Origin of the sequence: Acinetobacter sp. NIPH 817, from assembly GCF_000368405.1 — a bacterium.
Taxonomy (GTDB): Bacteria; Pseudomonadota; Gammaproteobacteria; order Pseudomonadales; family Moraxellaceae; genus Acinetobacter.
The window spans coordinates 1,399,846-1,418,781 of record NZ_KB849420.1; the positions used below are offsets into that span (position 1 = coordinate 1,399,846).

Consider the following 18,936-nt stretch of genomic DNA (forward strand, 5'->3'; position numbering starts at 1 on the left):
AACCGAAAAATAACCATTCATCACAGCATTCTGTAAATTACTCATGCAGAACCGTTTTGGCTATGTAACAATATCCACTGAACTATTTATATAAGTCTTCACATGGCATTGATTATTGGTATTGACCCGGGTTCACGCTTAACAGGTTATGGAATCATTGAAAAAGATGGTAGTAAACTGCGTTTTGTTGATGCTGGTACAATCCGAACAGAAACTCAAGAAATGCCTGAACGTTTAAAACGTATTTTTGCTGGCGTTGAGCGAATTGTGAAATTTCATGGTCCCACTGAAGCTGCGGTTGAGCAGGTCTTTATGGCTCAAAACCCAGACTCTGCTTTAAAACTGGGACAAGCTCGTGGTGCTGCCATAGCCGCATTAGTTAATTTAGATTTACAAGTTGCAGAATATACTGCCCGTCAAATTAAACAGTCTGTCGTAGGGTATGGTGCAGCAGACAAAGAACAAGTACAAATGATGGTCATGCGGTTACTTAACTTGACGATTAAACCTCAATCCGATGCAGCCGATGCTCTTGCTGCCGCTATTTGCCATGCTCATGCATCGGGAAGTATGAGTAAACTTTCTGTTCTTAATGCCTTAGGTGGTATGGCGCGTGGACGAAGCCGCTCTAGCAGCCGTAGACGTTAAAACTTTCTTACTTAGTTCACTACTTGAGTAATTGCTTCATTCATTTGATAAGCCTGTAAACCACGCATACCTTGTTTTGCAAGTTCATCACCTGCCTGAGCATGAAGGGTAACAATCTCATGTAATGCAATTGCTTTATGGAACTGAGCTTTTAGACTTGCAATCATTCCAGCCAATACATCACCCATTCCACCAGTTCCCATACCGGCATTACCTTCGATACAAATATACAAGTTATCCTCTAAAATTAAGCTACCCGCTCCTTTAAGTACCCACTGACCCGCATATTTATGTTGCAAAGCATAAATTGCAGCAATTCGGTCATTTTCAATTTGTGCTGTAGAGGAACCAAGCAAGGTAGCAGCTTCTCCCGGATGAGGCGTCGCATAAACATGTACACCCAATTTTTCAGGCTGCTTGGCAAGAAACCATAAAGCATCTGCATCTAAAACAGTTTCTAGGTGTGTACTCTGATTTAACAAATTAAACCATTGCTGATAAATTTGCTGTGCCCAGTCATCTCGCCCTAGCCCCATTCCAAAACATACTGCATCAACTTGAGATAAAATCTCTCTAATATTTTCTTCATCTAAAGCATTAATATCACGGAGCATAATATTAGGTGCCCGCGACAAAATAGCTTGATGATGCTTTTGATGACAAATCATGGTCACCTTACCTGCACCTGCATGAAAAGCAGCCTCAGCAGCCATAATGACAGCGCCACCCATTTGCTCATGTCCACCAACCACTAAGACATGACCATAGCTCCCTTTATGACCAAAAGCCAAACGTTTAGGAAGCTTAATACTTGTCGGTGTCAAATAAGCTAATGGTTTCAGCTCTTCATCTACTGGAATTAAATTAACTAAATGAACTTGCCCCACATATTCTTTACCTTGACCTGTAAATAATCCTGCCTTAAGACCTAAAACAGTAAAGGTATGATCAGCTCGTATTGCAAAAGGTAAAGCACAGCCTGTATTTGCGTGCAAACCACTTGGTATATCAATCGAAACTTTTAAACCAGATTGTTCATTAAATTGTTGAATAGCTTGTTGCCAATTAGTATTTAATTCGCGATTTAAGCCTATGCCAAATAGAGCATCAATATGGCAATCGAATGTTCTTTTAATATCAAAATTTGAATGAATTTGAACTTTCTTTTCTATCGCAAATTGCGCTGCACAATGTAAATCGGTTGATTCACCCAATTGAGCTGCAAATATTTCAACGTGAAATCCAGCTTGTTTTAGATAACCTGCTATAAAGTAGCCATCACCTGCGTTATTGCCTTGCCCGCACCAGACAGCAATATTATTAATACTGCGCTCTTTAAAAAGCTCAATGAACTGCTGAGCGATTGACCAAGCCGCTTGTTGCATTAAACCTAATGAGGAGTTTTGTGCAGCAAACCAACGCTGCTCCCATGCTCGAATATCATCGCTATGATAAACTACCGCCTGCATATTATTATCCTCTTGCATTTTGGTTTATGACATCTTCCAACACATCACGCATTGCAGTGCAACAACTTGATCCTCACGAATTAAAAGCATGGATCAAAGCTCAAGCCTTAGACTTGGGTTTTGCTGATTGTGTCATTGCGAAACCAGATGCTCAAGAGCAAATGCCGCGTTTTTTAGAATATCTAGAACGTGGTTATCATGCAGACATGACTTATTTAGAAGAAAATCTAGAAAAACGAGCCGACCCTACATTATTAGTTCCTGGCACAAAAAGTATTATTTGCGTTCGTATGAACTATCTTGTGGAATCTCCCAAACCTCGATATGTACCTTTCGAACCAAATTCTGCGATTATCGCCCGTTATGCACGTGGCCGTGATTACCATAAAGTCATGCGTGGCAGATTGAAAACTTTAGCAACACGAATTCGCGAAAAAGTCGGCGATTTTGAATCTCGCCCTTTTGCAGATTCGGCTCCTATTTTTGAGAAATCATTAGCTGAAAGTGCAGGAATGGGTTGGACAGGTAAGCATACTTTACTCATTCATAAAAAGTCGGGTTCTTTTTTTGTATTAGGCGAGCTATTTACGTCACTCGATTTACCATTCGACGAACCGGCAACAGCACATTGTGGTTCTTGTAGCGCTTGTATTGATATTTGCCCAACGCAAGCGATTGTCGAGCCTTATATGCTAGATGCAAGGCGTTGCATTGCTTATTTAACTATCGAATACAAAGGAATTATTGCTGAAGAATTACGTTCAGGAATTGGTAATCGAATTTTTGGTTGTGACGACTGCCAATTAATTTGCCCATGGAATAGTTTTGCCAAAACTGCGTCCATTAGCGATTTCAATCCTAGAAATGGATTAGACAATATTAGTCTACTGGATATCTGGCAGTGGGATGAAGCCACTTTTTTAGCCAATACAGAAGGTAGCCCTATCCGCCGGACAGGTTATCAATCATTTAAACGTAATATTGCTATCGGATTAGGAAATGCTCCTTATTCAAAAGAAATTGTAGATCAGCTACACAAAGGCAAAAATTTACATGACGAAATCGTCAATGTGCATATTGATTGGGCAATTGAACAGCAACTTAATCAACTTCAGCTATCAAATTAAAAAAATGATGTTTTTTGCCCTATAGCTTTAATACGAATTCTGTATGATTATGTGTAGTGAATTAATGCCATCATCATGGATATGACAATGACTCTACGTAATGATTGGAATCGTGAAGAAATCCAAGCTTTATATGAACAACCTTTTTTGGATTTAGTTTTCAAGGCTCAGCAAGTACATCGTGAGCACTTCACTGCCAATTCGATTCAGGTCAGTACCCTTTTATCTATTAAAACGGGTAAGTGTCCTGAAGATTGCAAATACTGCTCACAATCCGCACATTACGAATCAAAATTAGAAGCAGAAAAACGTATCGCTGTAGAAAAAGTGATTAGCGAAGCAAAAGCTGCAAAAGATTCAGGTTCGTCTCGTTTTTGTATGGGTGCTGCTTGGCGTAACCCACATGAGCGCGATATGCCTTATGTTTTAGAAATGGTACGTGAAGTAAAAGCGTTAGGTTTAGAAACATGCATGACTTTAGGCATGCTTAACCAATCTCAAGCAGAACGTCTACAAGTTGCTGGTTTAGATTATTACAATCACAACCTAGATACATCTCGTGAGTACTACTCTCACATCATTAGTACACGTACTTTTGATGATCGTTTAAATACCCTAGATTATGTTCGCCAAGCTGGTATGAAAGTTTGTAGTGGCGGTATTGTAGGTTTAGGTGAAAGCCGTGATGACCGTGTTGGTTTATTGCATGAACTAGCTACCTTGCCAATTCATCCTGAATCAGTACCAATTAACATGCTTGTTCCAATTGAAGGAACACCTTTAGCAGATGTTGAAAAGCTTGATGTAATTGAGTGGATCCGTACTATTGCCGTTGCACGTATTATTATGCCGCATAGCTATATTCGTTTATCTGCTGGTCGTGAGTCATTAAGTGATTCAGATCAAGCATTAGCATTTATGGCAGGTGCAAACTCATTATTCTCTGGTGATAAATTACTCACCACACCAAATGCTGGTGAAGGTAAAGACCAAGCGTTGTTTAATAAACTAGGCTTAACCGCAGAAAAACCAAAACCTACAGTTGCTGACTTATCAGTAAATGCAATGAGTGCATAACTTAATGCAGTAGAACAAAAAGCCCTGATTTTTCAGGGCTTTTTGTTTATACAGAAGTAACTAAAATTCCGTAAGTGGCATTAAGAAATGTCCCTACCCGAATAATGTCTTTTCCTGCTGCATGCGTTATAGACAGCTCTTGGCTCAATACATCAAAATTAAAAGAATCAAAAACATCTTGATGGTGTAAGAGCCAAGTCACTGTATCTGCTATCTTATCATCCGCAATATAAGTTAAGGCCTTAAAGTCTTTACTCATAAATAACTCTTAAAAATAAATTTTATGAATTTTATATGAGTTCACTCTACCTTAAAAGAAAATCTAAGCTGCTTTAGGATTCACTAAAGAGCGACCTGACAATAAGCTTGTTAAAGCTTGCGGTGAAAATTCCAAAGAAAGTACATGATTCTTGAGATTAACAGAATGCTTACTAATCAATGGAAGTAAACCATCTTCTGTTTCAAAGACGTATTCATCTGCAATATTTAAGATACCCTCAAGATTAGTTGTACTTGAAGCAAGATCATGACTAAAGATGTCATAAATCGTCTGTAGGTTAAACGTTGTCTGCTGCTCCGTTGGGTGCTTAATCAGATAATCCTTTAAAAATAAAACTAGTTTATGAGCAAAGAAAAAGTAATTTGGTTTATAGCTATACTTCATACTATTCATGGAACGGAACTCCAGATTATCTTTTATTGAATTACAACTAAAACAGTAGGAATTGAATCTTAAAAAATTCTTAAAAAATAAATTTATTCACAAGATAAATTAAAAAATAATTTTATTATTTAAAAACATACAGTTATGCAAATAAAATATACTTTTTTACTCAAAAATATTTTAAAGTTAGATTAATTTAATAAAATACAAATACTTAAATATTACGAGTTTTTTAATTTTATTTTAAATAATGAATCATAAAGTATTTTACCAACTGATAAAAAATATATTTTAAAAAAATTTATTTATAAAAACAATTGATCAAAATATATATAAATATAATGTTCTTCTTGTTTTTTGGTTGAAAAGTGATATATTTCCTTCGCCTTACTTAAGCAGAATAAACTTGCTGGAAAGTAATGGATTTTATTTTAAAAGGCTATTCTGGGGATTTTATGAAAAAGTTTATTTTTATAGCAGCGGTTTCTCTCTTAAATATAACAAATGCACAAGCAGCAGATGGCACAATTACTATTAATGGTCTTGTCACGGATAATACTTGTACTATTGATACTGGAGATAAAAACTTAACAATTAATCTGCCTACAGTTTCATCTCAAACTTTAAAAAATACAGGTGATGTGGCTGGTCGTACCCCATTTCAAATTAATTTAACGAACTGTGCTTCTGCTGGTAAAGTTGCCACTTATTTCGAGCCAGGCGCTACCGTTGACTTTAATACTGGTCGTTTATTAAACCAAGCAACCTCGGGTGCGGCAACAAACGTGAATATTCAATTGCTAGGCAGTAATAATGCTGTAATCCCCGTACTTGCTACAAGCACGAATAGCACGCAGACCAACTCGCAATGGGTAAATGTTTCAGCAGGTGGTGATGCTGACCTTAATTATTATGCTGAATATTATGCTACAGGTGCTTCTACTGCTGGTACGGTAACGTCGCAAGTCAAATACACGATTATTTATCAATAAAATTAAAACTGAAGCTTCTATTTCTAAATAGAAGCTATCTCCTATCTATTATTCATTATTGAGAATATGGCTCATGCTTTTTCGTGGTCGTAAGTTTTTTTGGGGATTAGTTTGCCTACAGGTAGCACTGACTACCACAGGTCATACTGAAATTGTTTTGCATGGAACTCGTGTCGTTTATCCTTCAAATGCACGTGAGATCACATTACAACTAAGCAATAACGGCACAGCTCCGTCTCTTGTTCAAGCTTGGATTGATGATGGAAATGCAAAATCAACTCCCGATGAAGCAAATGTGCCTTTCATTATTACTCCTCCGATTTCACGAGTAGAAGCAACTAAGGGCCAAACTTTAAGAATTACAGCTCTACCTAATTCCTCTCAATTAAGTCAGCAACAAGAGTCCATTTTCTGGCTTAATGTTTTAGATATACCTCCTAAACCCGAAGGAAAAACTCAACAAGACCAAAGTACTCCAATTTCTAATAATTTTTTACAGCTCGCTGTTCGTTCGCGAATTAAATTCTTTTATCGACCTATAGATCTAAAAGAAAATATTGAACAGCTAAGTGAAAAAGTTCAATGGAAAATAAATGATCAATATCTTGTAGTAAAGAACCCGACTCCCTTTTTCCTCACTATCACTTCTATTTTTCAAGGAACTGAAAGCCATAAAGCAGACTTGTTACAACAAGGTTTAATGGTTGCCCCTTTTTCTGAAGATAAAATAAAACTTAAAAATAAAAATGTATCAGATATGCGCTTTGTATATATCAATGATTACGGTGGAAGAGTTGAGCATCCAATAAAGTTCTAAACTTACTGTATTACTAAAAAACCTAAATACCTATCATGAATAGGCTCTAAAACTATGTCTAAATGGTTTATACCTTATATATGTTTAAAAAGCCCTTTTACTTGTTATGTGGCCTCAAGTATTGCGTTATTTATACCTTTGGCAGCATATGCACAAAATAATGTTGATGTTTCAGGTTTCTCAAAAGCAGAATTTGATAGCAATTTTTTAGTAGGTAATGCACAAAAAATTGATATTGGTCGTTTCAAATATGGAAACCCCATCTTAGCTGGTGAATATAGCTTAGATGTCTATATTAATGGTCAATGGTTGGGTAAACGACGCATGCGCTTTAATGCCAGCTCTCCTAACGTAAATGCTGAAACCTGTTTTACAGAAACCATGTTACTAGAATATGGTGTAAAAGCTGATGTGCTTAGCCAACATTCTCATACATCCTCTCTTTCTTGTGATGCACTAGGTCATTGGATAGATAATGCTTTTTATTTATTTGATAGTTCTCGTTTAAGAATTGATATCTCTATCCCCCAAGTCACATTAGAAAAAAATGCACAGGGCTATATCGATCCACATCTTTGGGATCGAGGAATTAATGCAGCTTTTTTGACATATAACGCGACTGCTTATCGAATAGTTAACGAACAACATGAAAGTGCATATGCTTTTATGGGAACTAATCTTGGAGCAAATTTAGCGAGTTGGCAATTTCGCCATAATGGACAATGGAAATGGCAAAGCCAGTCTAGCTCTCAATCCAATAATTCTTCTTATACTTCAACAAATACATATATACAAAAGGCCTTTCCCCAGATTCATGGTGTTGTGACTTTAGGCGATTATTTTACTAATAGTGATTTTATCGATTCTTTACCGTATCGCGGCGTAAATATTTCAAGTGATGACCGAATGCTTCCAAACAGTATGCTCGGTTATGCTCCCAGAGTGAGAGGTTATGCAAAAACCAATGCGAAAGTCGAGGTTAGGCAACAAGGCAACTTAATTTATCAAACAACGGTACCACCCGGAAATTTTGAAATTAATGATCTTTACCCAACAGGATTTGGAGGCGAGCTACAAGTTTCGGTAATTGAATCTAATGGCGTAATTCAGAAATTCGCTATTCCCTATGCTTCTGTCGTCGAAATGCTACGTCCGCAAATGAGTCGATACTCTTTCACTTTAGGGCAATTTAGAGATTCAAACCTTGGCCTAAATCCTTGGCTAATACAAGGTAAATATCAACGGGGAATTAATAATTACTTCACAGCTTACAGTGCAGTTCAAGCAACGCAACAATATCTCTCACTCTTACTAGGTACAGCTTTTTCTACACCCATTGGAGCTATTTCTTTTGATGCGACCCAGTCAAAAGCTGAGTTTGATCATCAACCTAAAATGACAGGACAAAGCTATCGTTTAAGCTACAATAAGTTATTTTCCCCAACAAATACTAATTTAACATTAGCGACTTATCGCTATTCAACAGAAAACTACCTCAAATTGCGTGATGCAATTTTAATTCAAGATTTACAAAAGCAAAATATTGATAGCCTTTCCGTAGGCAAACAAAAAAGTGAATTTCAGATTACTTTAAATCAGGTGCTTCCAAAGCAATGGGGAAATTTCTACCTAGTTGGTTCATGGATAAATTATTGGAATCAACCCAAGACCAATAAACAGTTCCAATTAGGTTATAGCAATCAATTTAAAGATTTAACTTATAGTTTATCTGCAATGAGCAGCGAGATTACCGAAGCTGATGGGCGGGCTGGCCAAGATACTCAATACCTAGCGTCCCTATCCTTTCCCTTAGATTTTAAGAAAAATTCTCTAACTTTTAATAATGTTATTGGTGACGACAGTCAGATTTTAAGCTTCAGTGGCTTTTCAGGAAATCGCTTAAACTACGGCGCATCAATTTCTAATCAGGACCATGATCAAACCAACTTAAATATTAATGGTACCTATAAAACTAACTATACAACACTTGGTGCTTCATTCAGTCATGCAGATTCATACCAACAAGAAATGCTTAGCTTGAGTGGTAATGTTGTTGCACATTCTCAAGGAATTTTGTTTGGGCCAGATCAAGCCCAAACCATGGTGTTGGTCTATGCGCCGAATGCTACTGGAGCACAAGTCGGTAATACACCTGGGCTAAGTATTAACAAAAACGGATATGCCGTTATTCCGTATGTTACACCCTACCGTATGAATGACATTAGCCTTGACCCGCAAAATATGTCTACACAAGTTGAGCTAGCTGAAAGTAGCTTACGTATCGCCCCTTATGCAGGCTCAATCACTAAAGTCCAATTCTCAACAAAAAAAGGTTATGCACTTTTTATTAGTACAACAACATTGGATGGTTCACATCTACCTTTTGCCGCACAGGTATATAACCAGAATAACGAAGTAATAGGCATTGTCGCACAAGGTAGTCGCATTTATTTACGAACACCCTTAATCCATGACCGTTTATATGTGAAATGGGGAAATACGAGTACTGAAAAATGCGAGATTGAATACGATATAGCGGATCAAATAAAGCATAACAACCAACCAATTATTATGACAAAGGCAGTCTGTAAATGAATAATATTTTTAAAAAAATTGGTTTTTTAGCGGTGAGTCTATTTGCTTATAACCATACAAATGCAAATTGTACTTTAAGTAAAGGATTTACCACTGTCGATATTCCAATGACGATAGGTAAAATCGTAGTAAAACCAAACGATCCAATAGGAACGATCTTACAAAAGAATACTTTTACAATATCTCCTAATAATTCTACCGCCACTTGTAATCGAGCAAGTGATCAAATTATTGCAGCTCTCCCCTTAAATTATCCAATTAGTCCAATAGGCAATAATGTTTATGCAACCAATATTCCAGGTATTGGTATTCGTCTTTATCGCGAAGCAGCAGATGCTTCAGATTTTTCAGGATATTATCCTTATAGACGTACATTAACACCTAATCAAACATATACACTTTCCCCTGGATATTTTGTTATGGAAGTAATTAAAACTGCCATGACAACGGGTTCTGGAGCACTAGTCGCAGGCCGTTACAGTACTTATTACGTATCAGGACAACAGAATCGCCCATTTTTAACCACTACCGTATTAAGTAATGCCCCTATTCTTATTGCATCTTCATCTTGTGAAATTCAAAGTGGTGTAGATTCGCCAGTTCAACTCCCAACCGTGATGAAATCAGCCTTTAGAGCGATTGGGTCAACCCAAGGGGAACAGAATTTTAATCTATCGATCTTATGTAATGGTGGCGAAAACAACTCTGGTATCGCTACGAGCAATACGATCAGCTTAAGTTTTGATTATAATTCTGATACCTCCAATAATCAGGTGATTAACAACAGTGCTGCAAATTCAATAAAAGCTAACGGTGTTGGTGTTGAACTGTTATGGAATCTGAATGGAGCAAATAATCCGATTAAAAAAGCAACCAAACTCAATATAGGTAGCGTGAGTTCCAACCAAACTGTTGAATATGATATTCCTTTAACTGCTCGTTATTATCAGACCGCTACCAATGTGACCGCAGGTGAGGTTAAAGCCACAGCGACGGTGACGATTCAATATGATTAATATTCTCTATAAAACTACTAATCAAGTAAGCTTAATACTAATAAGGGAACTAAAAGGCTAATTTTTAGAACTTTGTAGTTCTATTAAAAAATCACATAAAAAAATGCTCATAAGCAAAAATAGCAAATGAGCATTAGTGATAACCACTTAACCTGAAATACAAATTGTGGGAAATAGATCACAATTTGCATAACTATAATTTCAAAAAACAGCTTAAAGATCAAGTCTTTTTTTTAACAAATATTCTAATAACCAACATAACATATTGTTTTAAATAAATTAAAAAAATAAATTTAATTCATGAGCACTATTTTATAGTGTTTCTAAAGAATTATCATTCTATTAATTAATAAAAACTTAATTTTAAGAAAAATTAAAATTCACTCACTAAGCCTAAAAAAAACAAAAATCCATTTATTTTCATAAATTTAGATTAAAACCATAAAAATTAAAATTTTAATGAATTACATAATTTATAATAAAAAAAACATAAATAAATTTAGAATTCCCCTTCAATTACAAATAATATCCTTAGACTTTTTATCAGAACGTAACATGCTCATTTTTTGGAAAATATTATGTATCTTATTACTAAGTCTAGGTGCTACAAGTATAGGTTTTGCGATTAGTAACATCGATCTTTTTCTTTTCTTTATAGGTTTCCTTTTATTAATCTGCTTTATCTTAGCTTTAAAGCAAGCACGTGAAGATGCAGGTTTCTTTCCTGACAATTAAAATATTATGAATTTCTAGGATATAGCATCAATACTAAAATCATGATTGAATGCGCCATATAGTCTATAGGAATGGTTGTAATCAAAATATGTCAAAAAGTTCTTCAGATGCTGGAATTTTTTTATTGATGACTTATCAGACTATGCAAAAGATGGGTTTAGATGCCGCATCTATTTTTGCAAGTGTAAATTTACCCAATCAACCACCCGATAAAAATATTCGTAGAGATAATTCTACCCAGCAACGGTTTTGGACAGCGGCTGAAAAAATTAGCCAAGATACAGACATTGGTCTGCATGTCGGTAGGCAAATGCCACCCTTCAGAGGCTTGGTAATTGAATATCTATTTTTGAGTAGTTCAACTTTCGGTGAGGGTTTGCAACGTGCTCTAAGATATCAGGCCATACTTACAGATGTATTTGACCTAAAATTAACAGTTAAAGAAGATGAAGCAATATTATCTGGTTTTGAACATCCCGTAAGACATTACCTTGAGTGTGGAATTGGTATTTTTCTTAATTTTTTTAAATATATTACAAATAACGAGTTTAGACCTAGTCAAATTACTTTATCTTATCAACAAGGTGCTTCAGCTAGCGATTATCAAGAAGCTTGGAATTGTCCCGTAATTTTAAATACAAATCAAGGCGCTATAATTTTTCCTAGTGCGTTATTAAATAAAACATCACCAGCAGCTGAACCTGAATTATTAAAAATTCATGAAACAATTGCTGAACAACAACTATCAACTTTAGAAAAGCATCAACTTGTTTATGAAATTGAGCGCTTGCTCAGCAATGGGCTACTCGAATCGGGAGAATTCGATCAAAAATTTATTGCTGAGAAATTAAATCGTAACCCACGTACTCTGCGTGCTGATTTACAAGCAATAAATACCAATTATGAGAAAATTTTAAACCAACATCGGGAAAAACTTGCTAGACGCTTGCTAGCACACACCCAAGAAACTATTGATCAGATTGTTTATTTGACCGGTTTTTCTGAACCCTCAGCATTTACACGGGCTTTTAAACGTTGGAGTGGTGAAACTCCAAGCGCATATCGCCAGCGCAAACAAAAACAGTCAAATTGATTCTAAAGGCAATTATTCTGCTGCCTATTAGGTCAAAGAGATAAAACTTCCTTCTTTTAGAATAGCTTTAAATTGTAATTGATGAGAAGTGATTAATATGCTCGGACTCCCTGTAGGTATTTTTGTTGCAAATGGTCTTGAATGGTACTTTCATAAAGTTTGGTTACATGAATATCCAAGTCAGTACCGTAATAGTCCTTTTTTCACCCATATCGCGCATCATAAGCGTGCTCGTTTAAATAGCTTTCAAGATGAAGGTTATGCCGAATCAATGTTTAAAAATGCTGAAATGTATAACGAAAAAACAGCTCTGCTTGGGTTAGCTGGGGCCGCTACTATTTTTTTACCTGTAGCACCCTTTTTTACTGCCGGGCTTTATTATGGCTTATGGAATTATTGGCGTGTACATTCAAAGGCTCATTTAGACCCAGAATATGCAAAGAAACGTATCCCTTGGCACTATGATCATCATATGACGAGCAATCAAAATGCTAACTGGTGCGTTACCAAACCTTGGTTTGACTATATTATGGGAACTCGGGTCACGACAGAAGCGTCTCAAACTGAAAGTAATCCTTTAGGTATCAAATTACCAAAGTTGTTAGAAAAACCGATTAATTTTGCTGCTCGACGCATACTTGCCAAATCGTATACCAAGATTGTTTTAAACTCCGATCAAGACCAATCTAATTTACGTAAAGGAATAGAAGTTAGTTTGTCTTAAAATTTTATCCAAATATAAAAGCTGCGGACTCCAGCAGCTTTTATATAAATGGATCGCAATTAAGAGATTAGACTTTAAAAGGCTCAAAACAAGACATAAGAAAATCCATTACTACTCGGATAGCTGGACTATGCCGTAAATCTTCATGTGTAACTAACCAAATTTCAGCACTCATCGGATAATCATCTTGTAATCTAACTAAATTGCTAATAGCGCCTAAAAAATCCGGTAAGACCGCTAAACCCACTTCTCCACATGCAGCTCTCCACTGTAACTCAGGATGGTTGGTCACCATTATGGGTTCTTTATGATCTAATCTTTCTTTTAACTTCTGCTGTTTTTGACCATGTACTCCCCCTACTTCTACACTAATCCATTCATAATTTTCAGGAGCTGTTGAAGCCAAATAATTTGGACTAGCATATATTCCAAAGGGTATTTCCCCTACTTTACGAGCTACTAAATTTTCATCTTTAGGACGGCCAAATCTTACCGCAATATCAGCCTTACTATGTTGTAAAGAAACATAATGAACATCACCGAGCACACGCAATTTTAATTGAGGGTAATAACGATAAAATCTGCCCAGATGAGGCATGATGAGATGTGCCGCAGTTAAAGGAGGCATACTAATAGAAACACTTCCCATCACTTCTTGCTGACCAGCCTGAGTTAAACGTTCAATTGAAAAAGTTTCTTCCATCATACGAGCAACCACCTGTGCAAGACGTTCACCATCAGGAGTTAGGATGTAGGTACGTGGTCTACGATCAACTAATTTAAGTTTTAAGTTTTGTTCTAGCTGGGCAATTCTTCTAGATACAGTTGCATGATCTACTCCCAATTTTCGGGCAGCAGCTGACAGTGACTTTTCTTCTGTAAAAACTGAAAAGTAATGTAAATTTTCCCAATCGATCATTGTGCAAATTTTCACATTAGAAGTGTATTAATATGGAATTGTACACCTTTATGTAATTGCCCAGAATAAAACCTTTCTTGATGGGAGCCTGTCCATGAACAGAACGGTGGCGTATGCCTATGCTGGTGTTGTCTTAACAATGTTTTTTTGGGGATCAGCATTTAATGCAATGTCTTATATTATTCAACATATGCCTCCGCTATCTGCTGCATCTGAACGGTTTTCAATTGCAAGCCTAGCCTTACTTCTGATCTTTTCAATAACAGGCCAACTAAGATGGGCAGCCTTAAGCCAGAATTTAGTTATCTACCTTGTGATTGGGGTAATTGGAATTGCAGGCTTCAACATAGGCTGTTTTTATGGATTGCAAACGACATCTGCCGTGAATGGTGCTCTAATTATGGCAACTACACCGTTAATGACTCTATTAATGACAATCATGTTAGATGGTGAAAAACTTACCACTAGTAAATTTTTAGGCGTTTTATTCGGCTTAAGTGGTGTGTTACTTGTGATTAGTCAGGGCCATATAACAACTTTACTTCACCTCAAAATAGACATTGGAGATCTATTTATATTATTGGGTGCATTTGGATTTTGTTTCGCAAATGTACTGTCTCGTCGTTATGTAAAAAATGCTACGCCGCTAGAAACAACGACTTTTTCTATGATGTTTGGGGCAATAACACTTGGTTTGTTAAGTGTGATATTTGAAAATCCTCTTTCAGCCATTGCATCTGCACCTGTAAATACACATTTAGCCATGGGATATGTGGTGATCTGCTCTACCATGATTGCTTATTTATTCTGGTTTAATGGCATACAAAAATTAGGTGCTGGTCGCGCTTCGGTATTTTTTAACTTTGTACCAGTATTCAGTATGATAATTGCTCTGCTTGCTGGGCAGACCCTTAATATCTGGCAGTTAGTAGGAACAGGTTTGGTGATGCTTGGTGTCATGAGTAGCGGAGGTTTTTTAAAAATTAAAAGTACTCCACTTCTAGCAAAACATTGTACAAAATAAGAAATATGCTGCTACATTAAAAATCTATCACTAATATGTAGCAGCGTTTTCAAATATAAAATAATAATAATTTCTTTAAGTTCTTATATTTTCAAACATATTCTTACCTTTGTAATGGCTTATACAAAAGCTCATCTTAATTATTCCGTTGTAACAAATACTGTATGTTTCTTTAAAACTTAATAAAAGATTGCCATATATAGTTTTAAAACAACCAAAGGAGATATTAAAATGAAGCTGGATTTTACAACAATTGAAAAGCAAGCCAAATTGCTACAAGAAGAGCAAGAAAAGATCGAGCAACGAGATCATGAATTTCAAGTTGCTTTAGATAAGCACAGGGAGACCCTGAAGAGTTTATTTAAAGATCTTTTCTCTGACCGAGAGGTTAAGACAGAAAATGGAGGCCACTTTTGTGTAAATTTTGGTGATTTCAAAATTTCTTTATTGATTGAAACTGCTAAATTTGAAAATGGTGTTCCTGTAAAATTAAACTCGGTAAATCCCGTTATTATTAAATGCAAAAAAGATAAGCCTATTGCAAAAGCACAGTTTACTGATGCAACACAATATCTAGATAACCATTTAGAAACTCCAAATTATCAATATTATTTTAAGCAAGAAGATAAAACCCAACTCGTGCAATTTTCTGAACTTCCTACTTATTTCCAAATCGTTTTAGATGCTAACGCATAAAGTTGAGCCCTCTATAGAGGGCTTTTTTATATATTATTTTTCTATTATTTAACTTTTTAAAAAATAAAATTCGTCAAATACTTTTTCTATTTATCTATGAATTATTTAAGCTACTTTTAGCTTTTACAGCCTCAAAAATTGTTTGATTATTCTTTAAATTACTTGTATATACATGTTTGTATTTGTTTGTACAAAGATTGAATTAATAAAAATAGAGTGAACTCTTAAAGGACAAGGAGAGTGAAATGGACTCATCGGCTGAGAAAGCAAATAGTAGTTTTATTGAAAACCGAAGCATTGATTTTATTCCAGAAAATGAAAGACATGGCGGAGTATTTGCTCAATTCACCCTCTGGTTTGGTGCTAATTTACAAATCACAGCCATTGTGACGGGTGCGCTAGCAGTTGTATTAGGTGGGGATGTTTTTTGGTCTATTATTGGTTTATTCGTGGGACAGTGTTTTGGTGCTGCCGTTATGGCACTACATGCTGCCCAAGGTCCTAAACTTGGCCTTCCTCAAATGATTTCAAGCCGTGTGCAATTTGGGGTATATGGTGCTTGTATTCCAATCATACTTGTTTGCTTCATGTATATTGGCTTTACTGCAACTGGAGAGGTATTGGCTGGTAAAGCAATTGCACATCTAGCACATGTCAGTAATACAACTGGTATCTTAATTTACGCATGTTTAATCATTATATTTGCAACGATTGGATATCGTTTAATTCATTTGGTAGGCAAAGTAGCCAGTATTATTGGTTTAATCGCTTTTGTGATTATCTTGACTCAAATTTTAGCACTTTCTGATTTTTCTGAACTCTTAGCCGTACGTCATTTCAGTTGGTCTTCATTTTTATTAGCAGTTTCACTTTCTGCTTCTTGGCAAATTTCTTTTGGGCCTTATGTTGCAGACTACTCCCGTTACCTTCCAACTAAAACGTCTTCATCTCGTGTATTTTGGGCCGTTGGCTTAGGTTCGCTATTGGGTTCACAAATTTCTATGAGCTTAGGTGTTTTGATTGCTCAGGTCGCAAACGGCAATTTTGTCGGAAATGAAGTTCAATATGTTGTGGGTATGAACCCAATTTCCCTAGTCGTGACCTTTTTATATTTTAGTATCGCTTTTGGCAAAGTTACTCTGACAACCTTAAATGCTTACGGTAGTTTTATGTGCATTGCTACGGTTTGGAATAGTTTTAAATCGACAAATCAAATCTCAAAAATAACAAGATTACTCATTGTCCTTGCTATGGTTGTGATTTCGACTTTTATTGCAATTATAGGTGAACATACTTTTTTAAGTGCTTTTAAAGCATTTATTTTGTTTTTACTTACCTTCTTTATTCCATGGAGTGCTATTAATCTGGTTGATTACTACTTTATCTCTAAAGAAGAATGTGATGTAGATGCGCTCTATGATCCAAATGGCAAGTATGGCCGTTGGAATCGAATTGGTATCACCTGCTACTTTCTCGGTATTTTGATCCAACTGCCCTTTATTGATAGTAAATTTTATACGGGACAAATTGCTGCAATGTTAGGAGGGATTGACTTATCATGGCTGGTAGGACTTATTTCTACAGCAGTGATTTATTATATTTTCGCCAAGAAAGCTCAACTTAAGTTTTCAAAACAGTTAGTCATTGATCAAATCAAATAATTAAACTAGAGATAAGCTATCAAAGTCACACACCTTGATAGCTTATTAAGCTGATTTAGTGACTATTCTTGCAATGCTTTAGCTTGTGCCGAAACAGGCAATCCAAATAACTTATCAAAGCTCCAATTAAATATAAAAGTATAGATAGGAATAATGATAATAAAGGCCAGATCTAACCAAAAAGCAGCAATCAGAGAAATATCCATCCACCATGCAATAAGAGGAATCAAAAACAAAACTAAAGTAAGCTGGAAACCAATAGCATGTCCAACTCTACGCTTAACTGTACGAACATTACTGCTCTGTCTAACCTCCCACTTCTCATATAAAATATTGTAGATAAAATTCCAAGTTACAGCGATGGTCGTAATCATGACAGAGAGTGGTCCTGTATGTTCCACACTATCACCTGCCAAAATCGCTAAACCAACAGATGAAATAATCATTCCGATGACTTCATAAGAAGAAACATAGACAATTCGACGCTTTACACCTTGCATAATAGGCAAACTCTAACTAATTCTTTATATTTTAATTTCAGTCAAAATCATATATAAAGTTAATAGCTTTCAGTTCTACTGATATCAAAATGAATTTTAACAGCGAAAATATTGAACTCTTTATTACTGTACTTGATACAGGCTCTTTCTCTGCGGCCGCCCGTAAACTAAATCGAGTCCCCTCAGCAGTCAGTATGGCGGTTGCTAATCTAGAAGCAGAATTGGGTTACACCTTATTTGAACGTACTCCACGCAAGGTCATTCCTACACCTAACGCATTAGCTTTGGAACCTCAAGCACGAATTATTTCTGAACAACTTAAACTATTTAGTACTCATGCCCATGAACTTTCTTTAGGACTAGAGAGTAAATTACGTATTGGTGTGGTCTCAGATGTAAATACAAAACTATTATTTTCTTCAATAAAGAAGTTAGCTGATAAATTCCCCTTACTAAATATAGAGGTTATTACTGCACCTCAAGATGACATCCTTAATTTACTTTATAGGGAAGAAATTAGTCTTTGCTTAGCTGGTTCAGACCTGAATATAAAAATGCGTGAAAATCTACAATTAGTAATGACTGAAACAGTCGTTGCTACTATCTCGTCTAGTCATGCTCTTCTACAAGAAAAAACAAAGCATTTTTCTATTGAAGAGTTAATCAATATTAGACAAATTGTAGTGGCGAGTAGCGACCATGAAATGACTGATTCTCGATCAATTATTGGTGCTATGTACTGGAAAACGAATAGTCTACAAACAGCAATTAATATGGTTGAAGCAGGACTCGGTTGGGGAAATTTCCCCTTATCATTAGTACAAGAAAAAATTGATCAAGGTCATTTAGTTCTTTTAGATTTTAAAAATACTAAAAATCATTTACCTCTATCCATTTACTTAATTTGGCTTCAAGACCGCCCCTTATCTAAAGCGGCTCGAGAACTCATTCAGATTATTCAAGAAAATTTATAATTTCTTATACTGTAGCTATGAACACACATGATCTTTCTATAGATTTATTCCTGATTATATATACTTACTTTTAAAATTTAGATTATTGCTCTAACCTATTTTCTCTATATTACAAAAAGCAAGAAGCCTACTTTAAAAAGTAGGCTTCTTACTGTATTTCAGGACTAAGCAATAGTTTTTTATTTTGGGAAAATACATTTGTACT

At 35.8% G+C, this 18,936-nt stretch carries 19 protein-coding genes; 14 read left to right on the forward strand and 5 right to left on the reverse strand.

Going from position 1 to position 18,936, the window contains the following annotated elements; genetic code table 11:
- Positions 1–102 precede the first annotated feature (102 nt).
- Complete coding sequence (ruvC, locus tag F968_RS10240; protein ID WP_002121356.1) at positions 103–648, forward strand: crossover junction endodeoxyribonuclease RuvC; 546 nt, start codon at positions 103–105, stop codon at positions 646–648.
- An 11-nt stretch (positions 649–659) separates the two neighbouring features.
- Here ruvC and F968_RS10245 read toward each other — a convergent pair whose 3' ends face one another.
- Positions 660–2,117: a bifunctional ADP-dependent NAD(P)H-hydrate dehydratase/NAD(P)H-hydrate epimerase gene (locus tag F968_RS10245; protein WP_004792813.1), complete on the reverse strand. Its 1,458-nt coding sequence runs from the start codon at positions 2,115–2,117 to the stop codon at positions 660–662.
- A 26-nt stretch (positions 2,118–2,143) separates the two neighbouring features.
- On the opposite strand from F968_RS10245, the gene queG reads away from it, so the two are divergent.
- Positions 2,144–3,244: a tRNA epoxyqueuosine(34) reductase QueG gene (queG, locus tag F968_RS10250; RefSeq protein WP_004792814.1), complete on the forward strand. Its 1,101-nt coding sequence runs from the start codon at positions 2,144–2,146 to the stop codon at positions 3,242–3,244.
- Positions 3,245–3,331: 87 nt separating this feature from the next.
- Positions 3,332–4,321, forward strand: a complete 990-nt coding sequence (bioB, locus tag F968_RS10255) for a biotin synthase BioB (protein WP_004792815.1) — start codon at positions 3,332–3,334, stop codon at positions 4,319–4,321.
- A gap of 46 nt (positions 4,322–4,367) precedes the next feature.
- On the opposite strand, the gene F968_RS10260 is transcribed toward bioB, so the two are convergent.
- Positions 4,368–4,580, reverse strand: coding sequence for a hypothetical protein (locus F968_RS10260; RefSeq protein ID WP_004792816.1), 213 nt, complete (start codon positions 4,578–4,580; stop codon positions 4,368–4,370).
- A gap of 63 nt (positions 4,581–4,643) precedes the next feature.
- Positions 4,644–4,994 carry a hypothetical protein gene (locus tag F968_RS10265; protein WP_004792817.1) on the reverse strand — a complete coding sequence of 117 codons (351 nt, stop codon included), beginning with the start codon at positions 4,992–4,994 and terminating at the stop codon, positions 4,644–4,646.
- A gap of 410 nt (positions 4,995–5,404) precedes the next feature.
- On the opposite strand from F968_RS10265, the gene F968_RS10270 reads away from it, so the two are divergent.
- The 7 genes from F968_RS10270 to F968_RS10300 all read left to right on the forward strand — a co-directional run bounded on the left by F968_RS10270 (position 5,405) and on the right by F968_RS10300 (position 12,957).
- The gene (locus F968_RS10270; protein WP_004792818.1) at positions 5,405–5,977 is read left to right on the forward strand and encodes a fimbrial protein; all 573 of its coding nucleotides are present in this window, start codon (positions 5,405–5,407) and stop codon (positions 5,975–5,977) included.
- A 73-nt stretch (positions 5,978–6,050) separates the two neighbouring features.
- Positions 6,051–6,794, forward strand: a complete 744-nt coding sequence (locus F968_RS10275) for a fimbrial biogenesis chaperone (RefSeq protein ID WP_004792819.1) — start codon at positions 6,051–6,053, stop codon at positions 6,792–6,794.
- 138 nt (positions 6,795–6,932) lie between these two features.
- A complete protein-coding gene (locus tag F968_RS10280; protein ID WP_081399651.1) occupies positions 6,933–9,389 on the forward strand; it encodes a fimbria/pilus outer membrane usher protein in 2,457 nt (818 codons plus the stop codon).
- Complete coding sequence (locus tag F968_RS10285) at positions 9,386–10,405, forward strand: fimbrial protein (protein WP_004792821.1); 1,020 nt, start codon at positions 9,386–9,388, stop codon at positions 10,403–10,405. Before F968_RS10280 ends, F968_RS10285 begins: the two co-directional genes overlap by 4 nt.
- Positions 10,406–10,960: 555 nt before the next feature.
- Positions 10,961–11,140 carry a hypothetical protein gene (locus tag F968_RS10290; protein WP_034596619.1) on the forward strand — a complete coding sequence of 60 codons (180 nt, stop codon included), beginning with the start codon at positions 10,961–10,963 and terminating at the stop codon, positions 11,138–11,140.
- A gap of 88 nt (positions 11,141–11,228) precedes the next feature.
- Positions 11,229–12,233 (forward strand): AraC family transcriptional regulator, encoded by a 1,005-nt coding sequence (locus tag F968_RS10295; RefSeq protein ID WP_004792823.1) that lies wholly within the window; start codon positions 11,229–11,231, stop codon positions 12,231–12,233.
- Positions 12,234–12,330: 97 nt separating this feature from the next.
- Entirely contained in the window at positions 12,331–12,957 is a 627-nt protein-coding gene (locus F968_RS10300) for a sterol desaturase family protein (RefSeq protein WP_004792824.1), read from the forward strand.
- A gap of 67 nt (positions 12,958–13,024) precedes the next feature.
- On the opposite strand, the gene F968_RS10305 is transcribed toward F968_RS10300, so the two are convergent.
- Complete coding sequence (locus F968_RS10305) at positions 13,025–13,876, reverse strand: LysR family transcriptional regulator (RefSeq protein WP_004792825.1); 852 nt, start codon at positions 13,874–13,876, stop codon at positions 13,025–13,027.
- A 94-nt stretch (positions 13,877–13,970) separates the two neighbouring features.
- Here F968_RS10305 and F968_RS10310 point away from each other — a divergent pair, with 94 nt between their 5' ends.
- The 3 genes from F968_RS10310 to F968_RS10320 all read left to right on the forward strand — a co-directional run bounded on the left by F968_RS10310 (position 13,971) and on the right by F968_RS10320 (position 17,257).
- Positions 13,971–14,900, forward strand: coding sequence for a DMT family transporter (locus F968_RS10310; RefSeq protein WP_004792826.1), 930 nt, complete (start codon positions 13,971–13,973; stop codon positions 14,898–14,900).
- 231 nt (positions 14,901–15,131) lie between these two features.
- Positions 15,132–15,596: a hypothetical protein gene (locus F968_RS10315; protein ID WP_004792827.1), complete on the forward strand. Its 465-nt coding sequence runs from the start codon at positions 15,132–15,134 to the stop codon at positions 15,594–15,596.
- Between the two features lie 245 nt (positions 15,597–15,841).
- A complete protein-coding gene (locus tag F968_RS10320; RefSeq protein ID WP_004792828.1) occupies positions 15,842–17,257 on the forward strand; it encodes a purine-cytosine permease family protein in 1,416 nt (471 codons plus the stop codon).
- A gap of 62 nt (positions 17,258–17,319) precedes the next feature.
- Here the strand turns inward: F968_RS10320 and F968_RS10325 are convergent, their stop codons facing one another.
- On the reverse strand, positions 17,320–17,757 hold the full coding sequence (locus tag F968_RS10325) for a PACE efflux transporter (RefSeq protein ID WP_004792830.1): 438 nt from the start codon (positions 17,755–17,757) through the stop codon (positions 17,320–17,322).
- A gap of 89 nt (positions 17,758–17,846) precedes the next feature.
- On the opposite strand from F968_RS10325, the gene F968_RS10330 reads away from it, so the two are divergent.
- On the forward strand, positions 17,847–18,731 hold the full coding sequence (locus F968_RS10330; RefSeq protein WP_004792832.1) for a LysR family transcriptional regulator: 885 nt from the start codon (positions 17,847–17,849) through the stop codon (positions 18,729–18,731).
- The last annotated feature ends 205 nt before the right edge of the window (positions 18,732–18,936 follow it).